At 65.0% G+C, this 17,970-nt stretch carries 21 protein-coding genes and 1 tRNA gene; 8 read left to right on the forward strand and 14 right to left on the reverse strand.

Annotated features, from left to right (window positions below):
* Positions 1-34: 34 nt before the first annotated feature.
* The 13 genes from NGK62_RS09355 to NGK62_RS09415 all read right to left on the reverse strand — a co-directional run bounded on the left by NGK62_RS09355 (position 35) and on the right by NGK62_RS09415 (position 11,702).
* The gene (locus NGK62_RS09355) at positions 35-814 is read right to left on the reverse strand and encodes an enoyl-CoA hydratase/isomerase family protein (RefSeq protein WP_251878164.1); all 780 of its coding nucleotides are present in this window, start codon (positions 812-814) and stop codon (positions 35-37) included.
* A 29-nt stretch (positions 815-843) separates the two neighbouring features.
* A complete protein-coding gene (locus NGK62_RS09360) occupies positions 844-1,611 on the reverse strand; it encodes a GntR family transcriptional regulator (protein ID WP_251878166.1) in 768 nt (255 codons plus the stop codon).
* Positions 1,612-1,623: 12 nt separating this feature from the next.
* Positions 1,624-2,424 carry an alpha/beta fold hydrolase gene (locus NGK62_RS09365; protein WP_251878168.1) on the reverse strand — a complete coding sequence of 267 codons (801 nt, stop codon included), beginning with the start codon at positions 2,422-2,424 and terminating at the stop codon, positions 1,624-1,626.
* A gap of 2 nt (positions 2,425-2,426) precedes the next feature.
* Positions 2,427-2,804 (reverse strand): hypothetical protein, encoded by a 378-nt coding sequence (locus NGK62_RS09370; RefSeq protein WP_251878170.1) that lies wholly within the window; start codon positions 2,802-2,804, stop codon positions 2,427-2,429.
* Positions 2,801-4,321 (reverse strand): class I adenylate-forming enzyme family protein, encoded by a 1,521-nt coding sequence (locus NGK62_RS09375; RefSeq protein ID WP_251878172.1) that lies wholly within the window; start codon positions 4,319-4,321, stop codon positions 2,801-2,803. Before NGK62_RS09375 ends, NGK62_RS09370 begins: the two co-directional genes overlap by 4 nt.
* Positions 4,314-5,042 carry an ABC transporter ATP-binding protein gene (locus NGK62_RS09380; RefSeq protein ID WP_251879552.1) on the reverse strand — a complete coding sequence of 243 codons (729 nt, stop codon included), beginning with the start codon at positions 5,040-5,042 and terminating at the stop codon, positions 4,314-4,316. The genes NGK62_RS09375 and NGK62_RS09380 overlap by 8 nt, the downstream gene beginning before the upstream one ends.
* Complete coding sequence (locus tag NGK62_RS09385; protein ID WP_251878174.1) at positions 5,035-5,805, reverse strand: ABC transporter ATP-binding protein; 771 nt, start codon at positions 5,803-5,805, stop codon at positions 5,035-5,037. Before NGK62_RS09385 ends, NGK62_RS09380 begins: the two co-directional genes overlap by 8 nt.
* Positions 5,802-6,794 carry a branched-chain amino acid ABC transporter permease gene (locus tag NGK62_RS09390; RefSeq protein WP_251878176.1) on the reverse strand — a complete coding sequence of 331 codons (993 nt, stop codon included), beginning with the start codon at positions 6,792-6,794 and terminating at the stop codon, positions 5,802-5,804. Before NGK62_RS09390 ends, NGK62_RS09385 begins: the two co-directional genes overlap by 4 nt.
* Positions 6,791-7,648 carry a branched-chain amino acid ABC transporter permease gene (locus tag NGK62_RS09395; protein WP_251878178.1) on the reverse strand — a complete coding sequence of 286 codons (858 nt, stop codon included), beginning with the start codon at positions 7,646-7,648 and terminating at the stop codon, positions 6,791-6,793. The genes NGK62_RS09390 and NGK62_RS09395 overlap by 4 nt, the downstream gene beginning before the upstream one ends.
* 58 nt (positions 7,649-7,706) lie before the next feature.
* Positions 7,707-8,864 (reverse strand): ABC transporter substrate-binding protein, encoded by a 1,158-nt coding sequence (locus tag NGK62_RS09400; RefSeq protein ID WP_251878180.1) that lies wholly within the window; start codon positions 8,862-8,864, stop codon positions 7,707-7,709.
* Positions 8,865-9,175: 311 nt separating this feature from the next.
* Positions 9,176-9,252 (reverse strand) — tRNA-Pro (locus NGK62_RS09405).
* A gap of 124 nt (positions 9,253-9,376) precedes the next feature.
* A complete protein-coding gene (gene ispB, locus NGK62_RS09410) occupies positions 9,377-10,342 on the reverse strand; it encodes an octaprenyl diphosphate synthase (protein WP_054457702.1) in 966 nt (321 codons plus the stop codon).
* A 196-nt stretch (positions 10,343-10,538) separates the two neighbouring features.
* Positions 10,539-11,702, reverse strand: a complete 1,164-nt coding sequence (locus NGK62_RS09415) for a fumarylacetoacetate hydrolase family protein (RefSeq protein WP_251878182.1) — start codon at positions 11,700-11,702, stop codon at positions 10,539-10,541.
* A gap of 104 nt (positions 11,703-11,806) precedes the next feature.
* On the opposite strand from NGK62_RS09415, the gene NGK62_RS09420 reads away from it, so the two are divergent.
* The 5 genes from NGK62_RS09420 to proB all read left to right on the forward strand — a co-directional run bounded on the left by NGK62_RS09420 (position 11,807) and on the right by proB (position 15,976).
* Positions 11,807-12,565 carry an IclR family transcriptional regulator gene (locus NGK62_RS09420; RefSeq protein ID WP_251878184.1) on the forward strand — a complete coding sequence of 253 codons (759 nt, stop codon included), beginning with the start codon at positions 11,807-11,809 and terminating at the stop codon, positions 12,563-12,565.
* Between the two features lie 283 nt (positions 12,566-12,848).
* Positions 12,849-13,160, forward strand: a complete 312-nt coding sequence (gene rplU, locus NGK62_RS09425) for a 50S ribosomal protein L21 (RefSeq protein ID WP_006216228.1) — start codon at positions 12,849-12,851, stop codon at positions 13,158-13,160.
* Positions 13,161-13,194: 34 nt separating this feature from the next.
* The gene (gene rpmA / locus NGK62_RS09430) at positions 13,195-13,455 is read left to right on the forward strand and encodes a 50S ribosomal protein L27 (protein WP_006216229.1); all 261 of its coding nucleotides are present in this window, start codon (positions 13,195-13,197) and stop codon (positions 13,453-13,455) included.
* 191 nt (positions 13,456-13,646) lie between these two features.
* A complete protein-coding gene (gene obgE / locus NGK62_RS09435) occupies positions 13,647-14,783 on the forward strand; it encodes a GTPase ObgE (RefSeq protein WP_059378158.1) in 1,137 nt (378 codons plus the stop codon).
* Between the two features lie 56 nt (positions 14,784-14,839).
* Positions 14,840-15,976, forward strand: a complete 1,137-nt coding sequence (gene proB / locus NGK62_RS09440) for a glutamate 5-kinase (protein WP_059378159.1) — start codon at positions 14,840-14,842, stop codon at positions 15,974-15,976.
* Here the strand turns inward: proB and NGK62_RS09445 are convergent.
* Positions 15,945-16,655, reverse strand: coding sequence for a response regulator transcription factor (locus NGK62_RS09445; RefSeq protein ID WP_118931596.1), 711 nt, complete (start codon positions 16,653-16,655; stop codon positions 15,945-15,947). The genes proB and NGK62_RS09445 overlap by 32 nt on opposite strands.
* 79 nt (positions 16,656-16,734) lie before the next feature.
* On the opposite strand from NGK62_RS09445, the gene NGK62_RS09450 reads away from it, so the two are divergent.
* The 3 genes from NGK62_RS09450 (at position 16,735) to nadS (ending at position 17,923) form a co-directional block, all read left to right on the forward strand.
* Positions 16,735-17,187 carry a helix-turn-helix domain-containing protein gene (locus NGK62_RS09450; protein ID WP_059378162.1) on the forward strand — a complete coding sequence of 151 codons (453 nt, stop codon included), beginning with the start codon at positions 16,735-16,737 and terminating at the stop codon, positions 17,185-17,187.
* Between the two features lie 282 nt (positions 17,188-17,469).
* Positions 17,470-17,631 carry a type II toxin-antitoxin system RelE/ParE family toxin gene (locus NGK62_RS32415; protein WP_251878186.1) on the forward strand — a complete coding sequence of 54 codons (162 nt, stop codon included), beginning with the start codon at positions 17,470-17,472 and terminating at the stop codon, positions 17,629-17,631.
* Between the two features lies 1 nt (position 17,632).
* A complete protein-coding gene (gene nadS / locus NGK62_RS09460) occupies positions 17,633-17,923 on the forward strand; it encodes a NadS family protein (RefSeq protein WP_251878188.1) in 291 nt (96 codons plus the stop codon).
* The last annotated feature ends 47 nt before the right edge of the window (positions 17,924-17,970 follow it).

Genomic DNA, 17,970 nt, shown 5'->3' on the forward strand with positions numbered 1-17,970 from the left:
ACTGCGCCCTTGCTGCGAGCAAGGGCGCAGGAACTCACTTCGTCAGGAATCCCTCGCGCGCGCGCTGGCCTTCCTGGCTGTCGCGGCAGACCAGAGCCTGGTCCGCATCCATGTAGATGCCCAGTCGATTCAGCGCGCCAGCGTGCAGATTGACGGACTCCTTGGTCATGCGCAGGATCGCGGGCGGCGTCTGGTTCGCGCGCCCGGCCAGCGCCTGCGCCTGGGCGAGCGCCCCACCCTGCGGCGCGATTTCATCGATCAGGCCCCATTCCAGGGCCTGCGCCATGCCCAGGCGCTCGGCCAGCAAAATGGCGCGCTTGGTGCGCGGCGCGCCGATCAGATTGACCATGCGCGGGATTGCGCCCCAGCCCATGTTCAATCCCACCTTGGCTTCAGGCAGGTAAAAAATGGAGTTCTCTGCCGCCACGCGCCAATCGCAGGCCAGCGCCAACGCCACCGAGCCCCCGACTGCGGCTCCCTCGATGGCCGCGACGGTCAGCTGCGGCAGTTCTTCCCACAGGCGGCACAGACGCGCGCCGCGCTGCGCGATGTCGCGCCGGGCCAGCAGCTGCGTATCGTTCTCCTGCCATTTCTGCGGATCCTTCAGATCGATGCCCGCCGAAAATATGTCCGCCGCGCCGGTCAGGACCACGGCATGGATCGTCAGGGACTCCGCCAGGTCCCGTGCGACCTGAGTCAGCGCCAGCAGCGTGTCCTGGTCGAGCGCGTTGCGATTGACGCCACGGTCGAACCGCACCACGGCCTGCGTCCCGTCGATCTCGACCGTGACACTCTTGCCATACTTGTTCTGCATTGCGACTTCCTCTTGCGCGTTATGAGTGATCAACTTCGTGCCTTGTGCTTCCCTTCGCTGCGCGACAGCCGGGTGACATAGCGGAATTCGTAAGGGGGATAGAAGCTGACCGCGACCTCCAGCAGCTTGCCCGCGGGGTTGCGGAACGAGCGGATGATGAGCAAGGCGGGATCCACGGTTTCGTACTCCAGGAAGCGTGCCACGCGCGGCGGAAAACGCGAAGCCGAGATTTCCATCTCGATCACCTCCACCACCTCGCCGCAGTGCTCTTCCAGCAACGGATAGACGCCCCCCGGCTTGGAGGAAATGAAATCGGCCACTGCGGCGTATTCGTTACGCAGGTAGATGTCGGTCCAGGAAATGGCCCGCTTGGTGCCCGGCACGCAGCGATAGGTCTCCACCTTGAACCACTCCGACGGCTCGCCTTCCAGCTCTGTTTCCCGCGGCAGTTTGGTCAAATTCATGACGCGCTTGTACACGTGCAGGTCGGTGAACTCCAGATATCGCTGCAACTGGTCCGTCGTTTCCAGCTCCAGCCCGAACTGCGGCTTGGGGTGCTGGCGCACCACGGTGGTCCCGGCGCGGCGGCGGCGTTCGACCACGCCCAGATCGGTGAGCTTGCGCACCGCTTCCCGCGCCGTGTGACGACCCACGCCAAACATGTCGCACAGCTCCATCTCGGTGGGCAGCTTGGCGCCCACCGGAAACTGCCCGTCGCGGATCATCTCCAGCAGATGGTCGCTGATGCTCTGGTAGAGCGAGGGCTTGGCAGCCGGAGTCTGCGTTTTGTCGGTCATACTGAGGTCGGTCTATAGAGACAGGCGGGCCATGGCGGCGCGCGTGTCCTGATAAAAGGGTTCCGGGCACTCGCTTTGGGGAAAATGCCCGACGTCGCTCCATTCTATATATTCCACCGGGACGCTGGCAGCGCGCAGCTGCCGCGCCACTTCTCGCGCGGATTCGGGCGGCACCGACCAATCCTCCAGGCCTTCGACGATCACCACCGGGCAGCGTATGGCGTTCAATATCTGCTCCATGCGAAAGCCGCCGAACGCGCAGATGTCGGCGTAAGCGACCGCCGGATTGCAGCGGCGCGCGTCGCAGATGATGTCGTCGACGCGGCCGGGCTCGGCCGCGCTGCCCATCAGCGTGCGGAACGTCACCTCGAACCAGTCGCCCGGATTGATGCGGGCCATGCTGAGAATGTGCGGGTTGTAGCCCGACGACTTCACCACATTGACCGAGGCGCCATCCACCAGGACCAGTCCGCGCACCCGCTCGGGCGCGAACGCCGCCGCCTGTGCCACGATGCCGCCGCCCATGGAATGCCCCATCAGCACGGCCTGGGCTATCCCCAAGGCATCCAGGAACTGCAGCACGTAGCGCGCGTTGTCTGGCGTGGCGTTGTTCGGGCCGCCCGCGGGCAGGCCGCTCTTGCCATGGCCGGGCAGGTCCAATACGTAGACGCTGTAATGCTGCGCAAACATGTCGACCACGTACTTCCACGACAGACTGCACTGGCTCGCGCCATGCACCATCACGAGGGCCGGCCCTGCCCCCGCATGATCGTAGTAGGCGCGCACGCCATCGGCGGTCACAACGTAAGGCATGGTCAGAGCTCCAGGTTCGCGGTCAGTCGGGTCAAGGCGTAGAGCAACAGCCAGTTCTGCACGCAGCGGCGCAGGTCTCCGCATACCGTCAAGCGGTGCTGGCGCACCAGGCGGTTGAAGGGAAAGCCCCGGCCCAGGTCGTCAAAGGCGTCCTGGGCGCCTTCCAGATGGAAGGCCACGCCGTCCAGGCCGGGGCCGCCTCGCACGCCGGCCTCCGTGACGGCCAGCCAGAGGGTCTCGCCGCTGTCGGTATTGCGCAGGCCCAGCCGCAGGTCGGCCAGCACCGACTGGCGGGCGACGAAGGCATCGGCCGATGCCAGGCGCGTCCAGGCCGCCAGCACGGCGGGATCGAACAGATTGAGCGTATTGGATGCGGTCATGATAGGAATTGCTCCCGCAGGCGGAACTTCTGCACCTTGCCCGAAGACGACTGCGGCAAGGAGTCGACGATAAAAATGCGCTTGGGCACCTTGAAGCCCGATAGCTGATTGCGACAATGCTCGCGCAGGTCGGTCACGTCGGGCGTGCGCCCGGCTGCCGGCACCACCGCCGCCACCAGCTCCTCGCCCCAGTATTCATGCGGCAGCCCGAATGCGGCGGCCTCGCGCACGTCGGTATGGCCGTTCAGGCAATTCTCGACCTCAAGCGCCGCGACGTTCTCGCCGCCCGTCTTGATCATGTCCTTGCTGCGCCCCAGAAAATGCGCAAAGCCGTCGCCGTCGATGCGAATCAAGTCGCCCGTGTGCAGCCAGCCCTCGCCGTCCAGCATCTGCGCGGTCAGTTCCGGCTGCTTCCAGTAGCCCTTGAATACCGTGGGGCCTCTGACCTGCAGTTCGCCAGGGCCGCGCTGGTCCTCCAATACGTCGCCGTCGGCGCTCACCAGGCGGTACTGCACATGCCGCCAAAGGTAGCCGATGGACCCCGGATGATCCAGGATCTCGCGGGTGTAGCGGTTCTTGATGGTCGTGACGCAGCTTTCCGTCATGCCGAAGCCCCAGCTGAATTCGGCGTTCGGAAACACGCTGCGGATCAGCGCCTGGCGCCACTCGCCCAAGGGCGCGGCGGCCGTCTGCACGAAGGTCACCGACGGCAGGCGGTGCGCGCCGAAGCCGGGATGGTCGGTCAGCCCCACCCACATCGCCGACAGCAGGAACAGGTGCGTAGGCTGGCGTCGCAGCAAGGCCTGCATCACCGCGTCGGCATCGAAGCGCGGCACGATATGCAGGCTGCCGCCGGCATACAGGATCGGGCCGTTGACGACACCGAAGCCGCCGATGTGAAACAGCGGCGTTGCCAGCAGCGAATGCGCCTCCGAATCTATGCCCAGCTCCATGATGTAGTTGACCGCGTTGGCCGACAGGTTGCCATGCGTCAGCATGGCTCCCTTGGGGGTGGAGGTGGTGCCCGACGTGTACATAATGATGGCGACGTCGTCGTCCTGCACCGAACCGAATCGGCGCGCGACCGGATCGGCGGCGGGAGAGTCGGGCAGATCGGCAGGCAGTGCATCCAACCAGAGCGGCTGGGCCGGCAATTCCGGGTCCTGCCGCAGCGCATCCACCAGCGGCTGGTGCGCGGCATCGTACAGGCAGACCTTGGGCTCGGCGTCGCGCACCAGGTGCTTCAATTCCGCCAAGCCGTAACGGGTATTGACCGGAACCAGCGCAAAGCCGCCCACCGCGGTCGCATGCAACAACGCCAGGTAGTCGATGGAGTTGCCCGTCATCACGGCCACCCGGTCGCCGTGCGCCACGCCCAGGCCGGCCAGATGATGCGCCAGCGCCCGCGCTCGCTCGCATAGCTGCGCGAAGGTCAATTGCCGCCCGTCGTCAGACACCGCCGTCTTGCCGGGATGCCGCTCGGCATTGAACATGGCAACCTGATAGATGTTAGGCATGATGAATAGTCTCTGCTCCGTGCCCCAGGTATGCCGCCGCCACCTGGGGGTTATTCAAAATCGACATGCTGTCGCCCGACAGGACCAGACGTCCGGTTTCCAGCACGACCGCATGGTGGGATAGCTTGAGCGCAAGCCTCGCGTTCTGCTCGACCAGGATGATGGTGGTGCCGTCCTGGCTGATCTGCCGGATTGCGCGGGCCATCTCCAACGTCACCGCCGGCGCCAGGCCCAGGGAAGGCTCGTCCAACAGCAATAGCCGAGGGCGCGACATCAACGCGCGGCCGATGGCCGCCATCTGCTGCTCGCCGCCGGACAGGTGCCTGCCCTGGCTGCGCTCGCGCTCCTTCAGCCTGGGGAAATACGCGTAGACGCGGGCGATGTCCGCCTGGATGCCCGCACGGTCGTGCCGCAAGTACGCGCCCATCATCAGGTTCTCGCGCACGCTGAGTTCCGGGAACAGCCGCCGGCCCTCCGGCGACAAGGCCAGGCCCAGGGCCACGCGCTTCTCCGTGCCTAGCGCCTGGACCGCCGTACCCTGCAGGCGGATTTCGCCGCCGCGCACCGGAACCAGCCCGATGATGGCTTTCATCAGCGTGGACTTCCCCGCGCCGTTCGCGCCGATCACCGCGCATACCGTGCCGGCGTCCACGCTGAACGACACCTGGTCCAGGGCCAGAACCGCACCGTAACTGACCGACAGGCGGTCGACTTCAAGCATCGTCAAGGTCCGCTCCCAAATAGGCTTCGATCACCCTGGGGTCTCGCTGCACCTGGTCCCGTTCGCCCTCGGCCAGCAGCCTGCCGTTGACCAGCACCACCAGGCGCTGGCAGAGCCTCATGACCAGGCCCATGTCGTGTTCGACCACGACCACGTCGATGCCGGTGCCATGTATGCGTTCGATCAGGTCCGCCATCGCCACGGTCTCGACGGGATTCAGGCCCGCCGCGGGTTCGTCCATCAACAGCATGGCCGGCATCGCGGTCAACGCCATGCCCACGCCCAGGATCTTCTGCAAGCCATACGCCAATGAACCCGCCTGCGCATCGGCCAGGGCCGTCAGGCCGATCAGTTCGAGCGCCTGCCCGGTCATGCGCGCCGCCTGCTGGCGGCCGCGCCGCAAGCCCCAGGGATTGAACAGCGACGGCGGCGACGGAAACTGGCGGAACAAGGCCGCTCGGTACAGATTCTCGTAAACGCTATGCCCCGCGAATACGTTGGTGGACTGGAAGGTCCTGACCAGCCCCTTCCTGGCCACGGCGGCTGCCGGCGTACCCGTAAGGAGTTCACCATTCATGCGCACCGTGCCAGCGGACGGTCGCGCCGATCCTGCGATCAGGTTGAACAAGGTGGTCTTGCCGGCGCCATTGGGGCCGATCACGCCGGTTATCTGCCCAGGCACCGTGGCAAAGGACACGTCGTCGACGGCGCGGATGCCGCCATAGAACCGGCTCAGGCCTGCCACGCTGAGTTGCGCCGTCATGGCTGGCCTCCACGTCCGGCCTGCGCGCGCGCCATCACGGAGCGCGCCAGCGCGGTCAAGCCTTGCGGCATGAAGAGCAGCAGCAGGATCAGGGTCAGGCCGTAGATGAGCCGCTGATACTGCTGCAGCCCCCGCAGCAGTTCGGGCAGCGGCACCAGCAGCATCGCGCCGATCACGGCCCCGACCAGGGCGCCGACCCCGCCCAGCACGTTCATGATGACGGCGTTGACGGCGGTCCAGAAGCCGAAGGCGTCCGGTGAAATGTAGCCTTGATAGTGGGCATAGAGGCTCCCCGCAAGGCCTGTGATGGCGGCGCTGAGGACGAAGACGCTGACGCGGAAGCTGAGTACGTTGAGGCCGCCGGATACGACCAAGGCTTCGTTCTGCTGCAGCGATGCGGCAATCATGCCCCACTCGCGCCGGTACAGCAGGCGCAGCCCGAAGTAAACCAGCAGGGCGAAGCACACCGCCACCAGATAGGCGCCGTATCGCCCTTCAGGCAGAGGCAGGCTGGCCGACATGGGCGGGATATCGCCAAAGCCGTTATTGCCGCCGAACAGGCCATGGAACTCGATGAAGCACAGCACGACAGCCTCGCCCAAGGCGAAGGTCAGCAGGGCGAAGTGCACGCCCTTGATCCGCATGAACACTGGCCCCACCAGCCCGGCGAGCAGCGCGGTCACGATGCCAGCGCCCAGAAAGGCGACAGGAAAGGAGAAGCCGTAGTCGCGGCTCAGAATCGCGGAGACGTAGGCGCCTAGTCCGAAAAGCGCGCCATGCGCAAGGGACAGCTGGCCGATGCGCAACAGCAGGTTCATGCTCATGGCCAACGCCGCGTAGATCGCGACCATGATGGCCAGATGTAGATAGAAGCGCGGCTGCCCGGCCCACACAGGCCACCACAACAGCAACAGGACGGCCAGGCCGTGCAGCAGCCACTGCCAGCGCCCGTCCTTGCGGTACAGCGCGAAGGATCGCGATACGCTCATGATGATTTGCCCATCAGGCCGCTGGGTTTGACCAGCAGCACTGCCATGACGATCAGGAACGACACCATGGCCGCGACCGTCGCGTTATAGAAAGTGGACGCGATCGCCTCGGTGAAACTGAGGATCAGCGACGCCACCACGGCCCCGGGCAGACTCCCCAGGCCGCCAAGCACCACGATGATGAAGGCCTTGACCACGACGGCCTCGCCCATATACGGATGCACGGTGTAGACCGGCGCCATCAGCGCGCCGGACAGGCCGGCCAGGCCGCAGCTCAGCGCGAAGGTGAAGGCCATGATCTTCCAGGAACTCACGCCCTGCAGCCGCGCGACCTCGCGGTCCTGCGCGACCGCGCGGATGGTGATGCCCAGCCGCGTGCGTTCGATCAGGTAGTAGAACGCGGCCAGGGCGAGCACGCTCACGCCCACGATCAGCAACTGATCCTTGGCGAAGAAGGCCGGGCCGACCTGCCACGCTCCCTCCACCGGGCGGCGCACCGATTGCTCGTCCACCGAGAACACCAGCGACATCGCCGCCTGCAGCGTGATGGCCAGGGCGAGCGACATGATCATCCCGCCCATTTCGTCGCCGGCCAGCCGGCGGAACAGGCCGCGCTCGACCAACAGTCCAAGCGCGCCCACCGCCAACGCGGCGGCCGCCAGGGAAGGCAGGTACGGCCAGGACAGCGTGCCGTAGAAAATGAACATCGCATAGGCGCCCAGCATGTAGAACTCGCCGTGCGCAAAATTGACGACACGCAGGATGCCGAACACCAGAGTGAATCCCAGTGCCACGAGCGCGTAGACGAACGTCGACATCAACGCGATGATGACTATCTGCAAGGTAATTTGCATGTTGGTATGCCGTTATGGTCGTGGCCCCGCGCCATTCCGGCGCGGGACTATGCCGTACTCAGCGGGCGTCGAACTTGCCTATGACCTCGGCCTTGCCGCCCTTGATGATTCCCAGGTAGGCAGGCGTGGCGATCTGGTGGTTGACTCCGTAGACGTCCTTGCCGCCCCACACGATGCTGCCCTGAATGCCGTCGAAACTCGGACTGGCCTCGATCTTCTTCACGACGGCGGTGGTGTCGTCCACGCTGCCTGCCTCGGCGATCGCCTTGAACAGCAGGCGCGTGGCGTCATAGAAGTAGAAAGCGAAGTCATCCATGCTGTTGCCATGGAACTTGGCATACGCCGCGCTCAGGCGCGCATAGGGCGCGCTTGTGGGATCCGCCGACAGATAGACCAGCGTACCCTCGGCATTCTCCGCGCCGGCGGACTTCACGGTCTCGGCCACATTGTTGCCGCCGAACTTGGTGAAGCGCCCCTTGAATCCCATCTCGCGCGCCTGCCGGATGACGATGCCGGCCGGACCCGGCGGGACGGTGTCGAGTTCGATGAAGTCGACGTTCTTGGCCAGGATGCTGGTCAGCAGCGTGCGGAAATCGTTCTGCGAACGCTCGAAGAACTTCGCCTCGGCCACGGTATAGCCCGCGTCCTCGTAGGCCTTCTTCTGCGTCTTCTGGGTACTCCAGCCAGTAGCGTCGTTGGGAGACAGGATCGCCAGACGCTTGAGCTCCGGCTGATTCGTCTTCAGCCAGCCGATCAATTGGCTGTTGTATTCGTAGGTCGTGGGCAGCACGCGGAACATGTAGCGCGTGTTCGCGTCCAGGATTTCCGTCGAATAGCTGTTGGACAGCAACACGACCTTGTTGCGCTCGGTGATGGGCTTCATTGCCATCACCGAGGCGGAACCGATGGGTCCGATGATGAATTTGACTTCGTCCTGATCGATCAGACGGTTGGCGGCGGTGACGGCATCGGCCGCCTTGTAATGGTCGTCGTAGGTCACGACCTCGACCTTGTACTTCTTGCCGTTGACCGCCAGGCCGCCAGCCTGGTTGACCTCTTCGGCCGCGACCTTGACGCCGCCGTCGATGGCCAGCCCCCACGGCGCGCCAGGTCCCGTCATGCCTCCCACCACGCCAAGCTTCAAGGTTTGCGCCTGCGCCGCCACTGCCATCAGCAGGCCCGCCGTGATGATTGCCCCTCGCGTACCCATCTTCATTGTCGTTCCTCAAATTTAATTGACCGGACATATCTAATTATGATCCGAACAATAAGGTATCAAGGAACGCGTGTCCAGAGAACTTTCGATTTTTTATTTTGATATGCCGCAAGCGCAGGAACGCGCTTGCGGAGCGAACCTGGATTTTTCTTGCCTGAAGGATAGGACGGCGCAATGCCGGACCGGGTCCGCAATCGCGGATCGCGTCAGGACAAGCGGCGCGCAGACGCAAAAAAGCCGGCAACGCTTGCGCGATACCGGCTTTCAGCCAAAGGCGTCGGGAAACACCTTCATGAATTCGACCACATGAGTGGTCGGGGCGAGAGGATTCGAACCTCCGACTCCTGCGTCCCGAACGCAGTACTCTACCAGGCTGAGCTACGCCCCGAGTCTTACTACTACTACTACTACTACTGACTTCGCTGCGCTCAGTGCAACCAAATCATCTTTCGCTTTCATCAACCGCCACGTTTCAGGCCACCGGGTTTCCCCAGATTTTTCGCCTAATTCGCTTAGCGATCTCTGTTCACCGCGAAAGCGCAGAATTCTAACAGAGATTTTTGAAAAGGGGAAATGGGATAAGCAGAAAGTGCTTTTCGGGCCAGATCCGCCTCGGCCACGGCGGCCTGGCGGGCATGTTCCAGGGCGTCCGTCGCCTGGATGGCGGCGGCCACGGCGGCGAAGTCGGCGTCGCCGGTCTTGATCGCGTCGCGAATCAGTTGCTGCTGTTCCGGGGTGCCCACTTCCATCACGCGGATCAGCGGCAGCGTGGGCTTGCCCTCGCGCAGGTCGTCGCCCACGTTCTTGCCCAGGGCGGCGGCGTCGCCGCTGTAGTCCAGCACGTCGTCCACCAGCTGGAAGGCGGTGCCGACGTGGCGGCCGTAGGCGGCCGCGGCGGCTTCCTGCTCGGGGGTGGCGCCCGCCAGCACGGCGCCCACCTGGGCGGCGGCCTCGAACAGCTTGGCGGTCTTGTAGCGCACCACTTGCAGATAGCGTTCCTGCGAGACGTCCGGGTCGTGCACGTTCAGCAGCTGCAGCACCTCGCCCTCGGCGATCACCGTGGTGGCTTCGGACAGGATGCTCATGACGCGCATCGAGTTCGCTTCCACCATCATCTCGAAGGAGCGCGAATACAGGTAGTCGCCCACCAGCACGCTGGCGGCGTTGCCGAACACCGCGTTGGCGGTTTCGCGGCCGCGGCGCAGGTCGGATTCATCGACCACGTCGTCGTGCAGCAGGGTCGCGGTGTGGATGAACTCGACCACGGCGGCCAGCAGTTGGTGGTGCGTGCCCTCGTAGCCCAGCGCGCGCGCCACCATCAGCACCATGGCCGGGCGCATGCGCTTGCCGCCCGCGCCTATGATGTAGTCGCCGATCGTGCGGATCAGGACCACTTCGGAATTCAGCCGCTCGCGGATGACCGCGTCGACGGCTTTCATATCGTCTGCAATGGGGGCAACAAGCTCGGGGAGATTCAAGACGTATCCGGGAGAGTGAAACGAGCCGCGGCGCGAACGCGCGCCGGCTCTTACCGCTGGGCCCGCCGCAGACGGCGGGAGGATTCGACCAAGGATTATACGGGGAGTGACGGACCGCGAGCCGTCATCCTGGCGGAATCGCCGACAGGAACGGCGCCCGGCGCGCCCTCCCTGCCCAGCGCCGTCTGGCGACGGCTCAGGTCCCTTGCCGCAACAGGCCGCGCCCGGCCAGATTGGCATAGAGCGCGCGCACCCCGAAGGTCCAGGGTTCGATCTCGGTGGCCAGCCGCACTTCGTTGACCAGCGCGCCCAGGCGCTCGGACGCGATCACGACGCGGTCGCCCAGCTTGTGGGTGAAGCCGGTGCCCGGGCCCATGCGGTCCTGGGTGGGCGAGAACATGGTGCCCAGGAACAGCATGAAGCCGTCTGGATACTGGTGATGCTTGCCGCAAGCCTGGCGCACCAGGTCCGGCGGATCGCGGCTGATCTCGCGCATGTGGCTCACGCCGTCCAGCACGAAGCCATCCAGGCCCTCGATGCGCAGGGACACATCCGCTTGACGCACGCTGTCCAGGCTGAAGCCGCCGTCGAACAGGCGAATGAAGGGACCGATGGCGCAGGAGCCGTTGTTGTCCTTGGCCTTGGTCAGCAGCAAGGCGCTGCGGCCTTCGATGTCGCGCAGGTTGACGTCGTTGCCCAGCGTGGCGCCGACGATTTCGCCGCGGCTGTCCACCGCCAGCACGATCTCGGGTTCGGGATTGTTCCAGCGGGATTCGGGCAATACGCCGATTTGCGCGCCCGTCCCCACCGACGCCATGGGCGGCGCCTTGGAGAAAACCTCGGCGTCCGGGCCGATCCCCACCTCCAGGTATTGCGACCACTGGCCGCGCTCGGCCAGTTCAGCCTTCAGTTTGGCCGCTTCGGGCGAGCCCGGCCGCAGGCGGGACAGGTCCGAGCCGATCAGCGCCTGCATGCGGACACGGATTTCCTCGGCGCGGCTGGCATCGCCGCCGGCCTCTTCCTCGATCATGCGTTCCAGCAGGCTGATGGCGAAGGTGACGCCTGCCGCCTTGACGGGCTGCAGGTCGCAAGGCGCCAGCAGGCGCAAGCCCTCCTGGCCTGCCAGGCTGGCTGCCATCAGGGCATGCACGTCGCCCAGCGACTCGCCGGCGGCGCTGGCCGCGAGCGCCACGCGGTCGGGACGGTCCAGCAGGTCCGCCATGGTGGACGCGGCCGCCGTGATGTCGATCACTTCGCCGCGGCGCACCGCCACGACGCAGGGGCCATGCCCCGGCCGCCACACCCGCCCCACCAGCAACGCCTGTTCCAGATCGACGGGCAGCGCCTTTGCTTGGTCCATGAGTCTCCTCGCCTTGTTCGAATGATGTGTGGGGCAGTCTAGGAGACTTCCATTATCATGTCCAACATCATGAATTTATGTCCAATATATTGGACAAATAGAGCATGGCTACCGTACACGACGTCCCCGCCATCCGCCGCACGCACGACATCCTGCAAGTGCTGGCCGGCCGCAACACGCCGGTCAAGGCATCGGAACTGGCCGAATCCTGCCAGCTCGCCCGCAGCACGCTCTATCTGCTGCTGGATTGCCTGGAACAGCGCCGCTGGATCGAGCGCCGGGATGGCGGCTATGTCATCGGCATCGAACTGATGGCGCTGGGCCATGCCTATCTGCGCCAGGACGGGCTGCAAGCGGCATTCCAGGCGGCCGCGGGCGCTTTCGTGGCGCGGCACAACGAAGTGGTGCAACTGGCGACGCTGGATGGCTTCGACGTGGTCTACCTGGCCCGCGAGGACGCGCGCCGCCCCGTGCGGCTGGTGTCGGACCTGGGCCTGCGCCTGCCGGCGCACGCCTGCGCGCTGGGCAAGGCGTTGCTGGCCAGCCTGCCGCCCGAAGACCTGGCCGCCCGCGTACCGGATACGCTGCCGCGCGTCACCGAACGCAGTCTCGCCACCCGCGCCGCGCTCGACCAGGAACTGGAACAGGTGCGCAGCACGGGCCTCGCGCAGGATCTGGAGGAAGTGGCGACCGGCCTGGTCTGCTATGCCGCCTACGTGGGCATGACGCCGCTGGGCAAGCGGGTAGCCGTCAGCACCTCCATCCCCACCGACCGGCTGGACGAAGCCCACCGCCGCGACGTGATCGACGGGATTCAGCGGGTGGCGCGGGACATCGCTCTGCGGGTGATCCTCGGCGCTTGAAGCGCGCATGCGACACCTAAGCCCTTAGCCTGCAACAGCTTTTTGACTTTCTGAAAGTCCCGGGCTAATATTCCGGATTCGGTCAGCAATGCCCGAATTACGTCGGTTGCATTTGCGTCACCCCTCTGGGTGCCGGGGAGGTTCCACTTTCCCAGGCATCAAGGCCTTTTTTCTTCCGCCAGGCTCTGGCGCCAGGAGAAGAAAGCGCCCCGCCAGAGCGGCAATCCCGCCCAGCAGGGCAGGCAGCGCAGATGGACCCATTTACCTATTTAAGGAATCCCCCATGTACGCGGTCGTAAAAACCGGTGGCAAGCAGTATCGCGTTGCCGCTGGCGAAAAACTCAAGATAGAACAGATACCGGCAGACATTGGGCAAGAAATCACCCTGGACCAAGTGCTGTCCGTGGGCGAAGGCGACCAACTGAAAGTTGGCACGCCCCTCGTCTCCGGCGCCGTGGTCAAGGCAACGGTTCTTGCGCAAGGCCGCCACGACAAGGTCAAGATCTTCAAGATGCGCCGTCGCAAGCACTACCAGAAGCGTCAGGGCCACCGTCAGAACTACACCGAAATCCGCATCGAAGCCATCACGGCTTAAGAAGCGACTCGGTACCACTTAGCAGGAGCTAAACATGGCACAGAAAAAGGGCGGCGGCTCTACGCGGAACGGACGCGACTCAGAATCGAAGCGTCTGGGCGTCAAGGCATTCGGCGGCGAATTGATTCCCGCTGGTTCGATCATCGTGCGTCAGCGCGGCACGCGCTTCCACGCTGGCGTGAACGTCGGCATGGGCAAGGATCACACCCTGTTCGCGCTGATCGACGGCAAGGTTCAATTCGGCTTCAAGGGCGCGTTGAACAAGCAGACCGTTTCGATCGTCGCTGCCGAGTAATCGGACCAGCACGGTCAGCAACGCGGTTCGCCGCGTTCCAGAACGGCAAAAGCCCTGTCGCATGCGGCAGGGCTTTTTTGTTTTAAGCTTTTCCAGATTTCGGGCAGCAGCCGGACGGTTCCGGCCCCTGCCTCCCGGCGGCGCCGAATGACGGCCCCGCCCTACTCCTTACCACTACACGCGCGGACATCATGAAATTCGTAGACGAAGCCACCATCGAAGTCGTCGCCGGCAAAGGCGGCAATGGCGTGGCGAGCTTTCGCCGCGAAAAGTTCATTCCCAGAGGCGGCCCGGACGGCGGCGACGGCGGACGCGGCGGCACCATCTTCGCGGTGGCCGACCGCAACATCAACACGCTGATCGACTACCGCTACGCCCGCCTGCACCGCGCCAAGAACGGCGAAAACGGCCGCGGCTCGGACCAGTACGGCGCGGCCGCGCCGGACATCACGCTGCGCGTGCCGGTGGGTACCATCATCCATGACGCCGACACCGGCGAAGTCCTGTTCGACCTGAACCAGCACGAACAAAAAGTCGTGCTGGCCGCCGGCGGCCAGGGCGGCATGGGCAATATCCACTTCAAGTCCAGCGTCAACCGCGCGCCCCGCCAATGGACGCCCGGCAAGGAAGGCGAGCACCGCTACCTGCGCATGGAACTGAAGGTGCTGGCGGACGTGGGCCTGCTGGGCCTGCCCAACGCCGGCAAGTCCACGCTGATCACGCGCATTTCCAATGCCAAGCCGAAGATCGCGGACTACCCCTTCACCACGCTGCACCCCAACCTGGGCGTGGTGCGCACCTCGCCGTCGCGCAGCTTCGTCGTGGCCGACATTCCCGGCCTGATCGAAGGCGCCTCCGAAGGCGCCGGCCTGGGCCACCTGTTCCTGCGCCACCTGGCGCGCACCCGCGTGCTGCTGCACCTGGTGGACGTGTCCACGCCCGACCCGGACGCGGATCCCGTCGAGCAGGCCGTGGTCGACGCGCGCGCCATCGTCGAGGAACTGCGCCGCTACGATCCGGAACTGGCCGCCAAGCCGCGCTGGCTGGTCCTGAACAAGCTGGACATGGTGCCCGACCCCGAGGACACCAAGCGCCGCTTCCTTGAACTCTACGACTGGAAGGGTCCGGTGTTCGGTATTTCCGGCCTGTCGGGCGAAGGCACGCAAGACCTGATCTACGCGCTGCAGGACTACCTGGACGCCGAGCGCGAAAAGGAACACCTGTCGCAAGACCAGGCCGAAGAGAACTATGTCGCGCCGGACCCGCGCTTCGACGACAAGCGCTCGACCGCCGACCAGCGCCCCGCGCCGCGCGGCGATGACGAATAAGCCATAATCGCAGTCCTTACGATTACGCCTTTTTCTCGCCGCAGCCGGCCGCCATCATGTCTGCTGAAACACCTGTCGTTTCCGTCGTCACCAACGCCCAGCGTCTCGTCGCCAAAGTCGGCTCGTCGCTGGTCACCAACGAAGGCCGAGGCCTGGACCGCGCCGCCGTGGCGCACTGGGCCGCGCAGATCGCCGCCCTGCACAAGCAGGGCAAGCAGATCGTGCTGGTCTCCAGCGGCGCCATCGCCGAAGGCATGGCGCGCCTGGGCTGGCGCAAGCGCCCATCGGTGATGCACGAACTGCAGGCGGCCGCGGCCGTGGGCCAGATGGGCCTGTGCCAGGCCTACGAGGCGGCCTTCGCCGAATACGGCCTGCGCACCGCCCAGATCCTGCTGACGCACGAAGACCTGGCCGACCGCCACCGCTACCTGAACGCCCGCAGCACGCTGTTCGCGCTGCTGCGCCTGGGCGTGGTGCCGATCGTGAACGAGAACGACACGGTCGTCACCGACGAAATCCGGCTGGGCGACAACGACACCCTGGGCGCGCTGGTCACCAATCTGATCGAAGCCGACACGCTGATCATCCTGACCGATCAACGCGGCCTGTACGACTCCGATCCGCGCAAGAACCCTGACGCCAAGTTCATGTCGCACGCCCAGGCTGGCGACCCCGCGCTGGAAGCCATGGCTGGCGGCGCGGGCAGCGGCATCGGCACGGGCGGCATGCTGACCAAGGTGTTGGCGGCCAAGCGCGCGGCGCATAGCGGCGCGCATACCGTCATCGCGTCGGGCCGCGAGCGCAACGTGCTCACGCGCCTGGCCCAGGGCGAGTGCATCGGCAGCGAACTGCGCGCCGTGCTGCCCGTGTGGTCCGCGCGCAAGCAGTGGCTGGCCGATCACCTGCGCCTGCGCGGACGCGTGGTGCTGGATGACGGCGCCGTGCAGGCGCTGCTGCGCGAGGGCAAGAGCCTCCTGCCCATCGGCGTGACCGAGGTGGAAGGCGAGTTCGGCCGCGGCGACGTGGTCGCCTGCGTGGATGGCCAGGGCCGCGAATGCGCCCGCGGCCTGATCAACTACTCATCGGCCGACACTCGCCGCATCCTGCGCCAGCCTTCGTCGCAGATCGCGCGCATTCTGGGCAGCATGACCGAACCCGAGCTCATGCATCGGGATAACCTGGTAGTGCTCTAAGACCCTGCATGCTTGCTGCGCCTTGGGGCAGCAGGATGTAGCCCCACCCCCGCACCGCGAGCACGGGCAAGTCGATATTGAGGCGGCGCGCCTTGCTGCGCAGCCGCGACAAGAGCACGTCAACCCGCCGCGCCCCATCCAGGGCTTTGCGCTTACCGGCAGGGAAAAAGCATTCGCGGCGCAGGCAATAGCCCGGCGCGCTCAACAAGCGGACAAAAAAAGCGCGCTCGGTGACCGTCAACGGCAGAAACTCGCCAGCCGGCCCCGCCAGCGCGCCGGCGTGCGGGTCTAGCCTCCAAGGCAAGGCGGTGGACGGCGCGCGCCGGTACAGATTGCGCAGCAGGGCATCCCATTCCAACGCGTCCATACCCGCAGCGGTACAGACGTCCGCGCCCGCATCCAGCGCGGCGATGCGATCGGACGCGTCGACATCTGCGGCCTGCCACAGCACCGCCATAGCGGGCGCCGCCCGGCGCAGCATGGCAATGAGGCTTGGCACTCCCTGAGTACCTCCCAAAAGTACCAGGGCATCAGCGCCCTGCGCCTGCAAGTGTTCCAATACGGCAGCGGACGAATCGAACACGCGGACCTGCCAACGCAACAGACGCAAAGCCTCGGCGAAATTCTCGTCCGCCCTTGCGTCGAGCCGTACGACGAAGACGCTGCCTCGTTGCTCCATGCGCTCACCTTTGATAAATATCACTTAAGTAATATTTATAACCACCAAAGCGCGTGACCAGCAAGCTTCAATCGCCGGTGTGAAAACATTCTCAGACCGACTGAAGCATGCGCGCCTGCTGCGTGGCCACACGCAGAAAGACCTCGCTCGTCTGGCGCGCATTTCGCAAAGCGCCATCGGCAGCTACGAAAGCGGCCTGCGGCACTCAAGCCGCTCGGCCCGCAAGCTGGCACAGGTCCTGAAGGTCGAGGTCGAATGGCTGGAAACCGGCAAGGGCCCGCTGGAACTTCCCGTGGAAGGCTACGACCTCAGCAACACGCTGCCCGCGCCCGGCGTGGCCGAACCCGTACCGCGCCCCGGCGGTCGGCCGCGTCCGATGGCGCCCTGGCCCTTCCCGAATATTTCGCCTTCGCTGTTCGAATCGCTCACGGCCGACGACCGCGTGATCCTTGAATCGATCACACAGGCCTACATCGAAAAAACCATCCTCATCCGCCGCGGCGCCAAAACGCGCGGCCGCAAGCTGGGCTGATCGCGGGCAGCCTTTGCGGGCCTCGCGCAAGCTCACGTCCGCCAAGCGCATCCCAGTGACAGAAATCGCGCAGTAGCTCCCCTGCCTCTCGATAAAGCACGTACAGTGGTCGGCGATTTTTCGCGCCGCCGCTTGCGGTATTACGTGCAACTTCGACTACGCCATTGGCGTACAAACCAATCATGGTTTTCATAGAAACCAGCGTCTTTACCCGGCAAATCACCTCCCTGCTGCCGGATGATGGCTATCGAGAATTGCAGCGATGTTGCTGGAGGATCCCGCATGCGGCCGGGAACCGGCAAGAGCGGTGGGATACGGGTGATCTACTACTGGCTCACCGATGAAGACCAGATTCTGATGCTGTTGGCCTACCCAAAGAGCGTGCGGGACAACCTGAGCGCAGCGGAACTTTCTGAACTGCGGGCGCTGGTAAAGGACTTGTGAAATGGACAAGCAGTTACTTGCCGATTTGAAGACAAGCCTCAAAGAAGCGGCAGCGATACGCAAGGGTGAGACGCGTCCTTCGAGGATATCCACGCTCGATCCTCTGGACGTGAAGCAGGTGCGCGAACAGACCAAGCTGTCTCAAGCTGAGTTTGCGGCGGCGTTGCAGGTCAGCGTTCGCACCTTGCAAAACTGGGAGCAAAAGCGCCGGGTCCCTACCGGACCGGCTGCCGCTCTGCTGAAAGTCGTGGCCAACGAGCCTGAGATCGCGCTACGCGCCTTGCACCGTTAGGCACACGGGGCCGCGCAAAAGACGCCAAGCCCTCATCAATCCTCCTC

The organism is Achromobacter sp. Marseille-Q4954 (assembly GCF_943737025.1).
Taxonomy (GTDB): domain Bacteria; phylum Pseudomonadota; class Gammaproteobacteria; order Burkholderiales; family Burkholderiaceae_B; genus Achromobacter; species Achromobacter bronchisepticus_A.

Excerpts from the sequence above, each read along its gene's own strand:
- rplU (WP_006216228.1), top strand. The coding sequence starts at position 12,849 with ATGTACGCGGTCGTAAAAACCGGTGGCAAGCAGTATCGCGTTGCCGCT.
- NGK62_RS09400 (WP_251878180.1), bottom strand. The coding sequence starts at position 8,864 with ATGAAGATGGGTACGCGAGGGGCAATCATCACGGCGGGCCTGCTGATG.
- NGK62_RS09390 (WP_251878176.1), bottom strand. The coding sequence starts at position 6,794 with ATGAGCGTATCGCGATCCTTCGCGCTGTACCGCAAGGACGGGCGCTGG.
- NGK62_RS09445 (WP_118931596.1), bottom strand. The coding sequence starts at position 16,655 with ATGGAGCAACGAGGCAGCGTCTTCGTCGTACGGCTCGACGCAAGGGCG.
- NGK62_RS09370 (WP_251878170.1), bottom strand. The coding sequence starts at position 2,804 with ATGACCGCATCCAATACGCTCAATCTGTTCGATCCCGCCGTGCTGGCG.
- NGK62_RS09380 (WP_251879552.1), bottom strand. The coding sequence starts at position 5,042 with ATGCTTGAAGTCGACCGCCTGTCGGTCAGTTACGGTGCGGTTCTGGCC.
- NGK62_RS09395 (WP_251878178.1), bottom strand. The coding sequence starts at position 7,648 with ATGCAAATTACCTTGCAGATAGTCATCATCGCGTTGATGTCGACGTTC.
- rpmA (WP_006216229.1), top strand. The coding sequence starts at position 13,195 with ATGGCACAGAAAAAGGGCGGCGGCTCTACGCGGAACGGACGCGACTCA.
- NGK62_RS09375 (WP_251878172.1), bottom strand. The coding sequence starts at position 4,321 with ATGCCTAACATCTATCAGGTTGCCATGTTCAATGCCGAGCGGCATCCC.
- NGK62_RS09420 (WP_251878184.1), top strand. The coding sequence starts at position 11,807 with ATGGCTACCGTACACGACGTCCCCGCCATCCGCCGCACGCACGACATC.
- NGK62_RS32415 (WP_251878186.1), top strand. The coding sequence starts at position 17,470 with ATGCGGCCGGGAACCGGCAAGAGCGGTGGGATACGGGTGATCTACTAC.
- NGK62_RS09365 (WP_251878168.1), bottom strand. The coding sequence starts at position 2,424 with ATGCCTTACGTTGTGACCGCCGATGGCGTGCGCGCCTACTACGATCAT.
- nadS (WP_251878188.1), top strand. The coding sequence starts at position 17,633 with ATGGACAAGCAGTTACTTGCCGATTTGAAGACAAGCCTCAAAGAAGCG.
- proB (WP_059378159.1), top strand. The coding sequence starts at position 14,840 with ATGTCTGCTGAAACACCTGTCGTTTCCGTCGTCACCAACGCCCAGCGT.
- NGK62_RS09355 (WP_251878164.1), bottom strand. The coding sequence starts at position 814 with ATGCAGAACAAGTATGGCAAGAGTGTCACGGTCGAGATCGACGGGACG.
- NGK62_RS09385 (WP_251878174.1), bottom strand. The coding sequence starts at position 5,805 with ATGACGGCGCAACTCAGCGTGGCAGGCCTGAGCCGGTTCTATGGCGGC.
- obgE (WP_059378158.1), top strand. The coding sequence starts at position 13,647 with ATGAAATTCGTAGACGAAGCCACCATCGAAGTCGTCGCCGGCAAAGGC.
- NGK62_RS09415 (WP_251878182.1), bottom strand. The coding sequence starts at position 11,702 with ATGGACCAAGCAAAGGCGCTGCCCGTCGATCTGGAACAGGCGTTGCTG.
- NGK62_RS09360 (WP_251878166.1), bottom strand. The coding sequence starts at position 1,611 with ATGACCGACAAAACGCAGACTCCGGCTGCCAAGCCCTCGCTCTACCAG.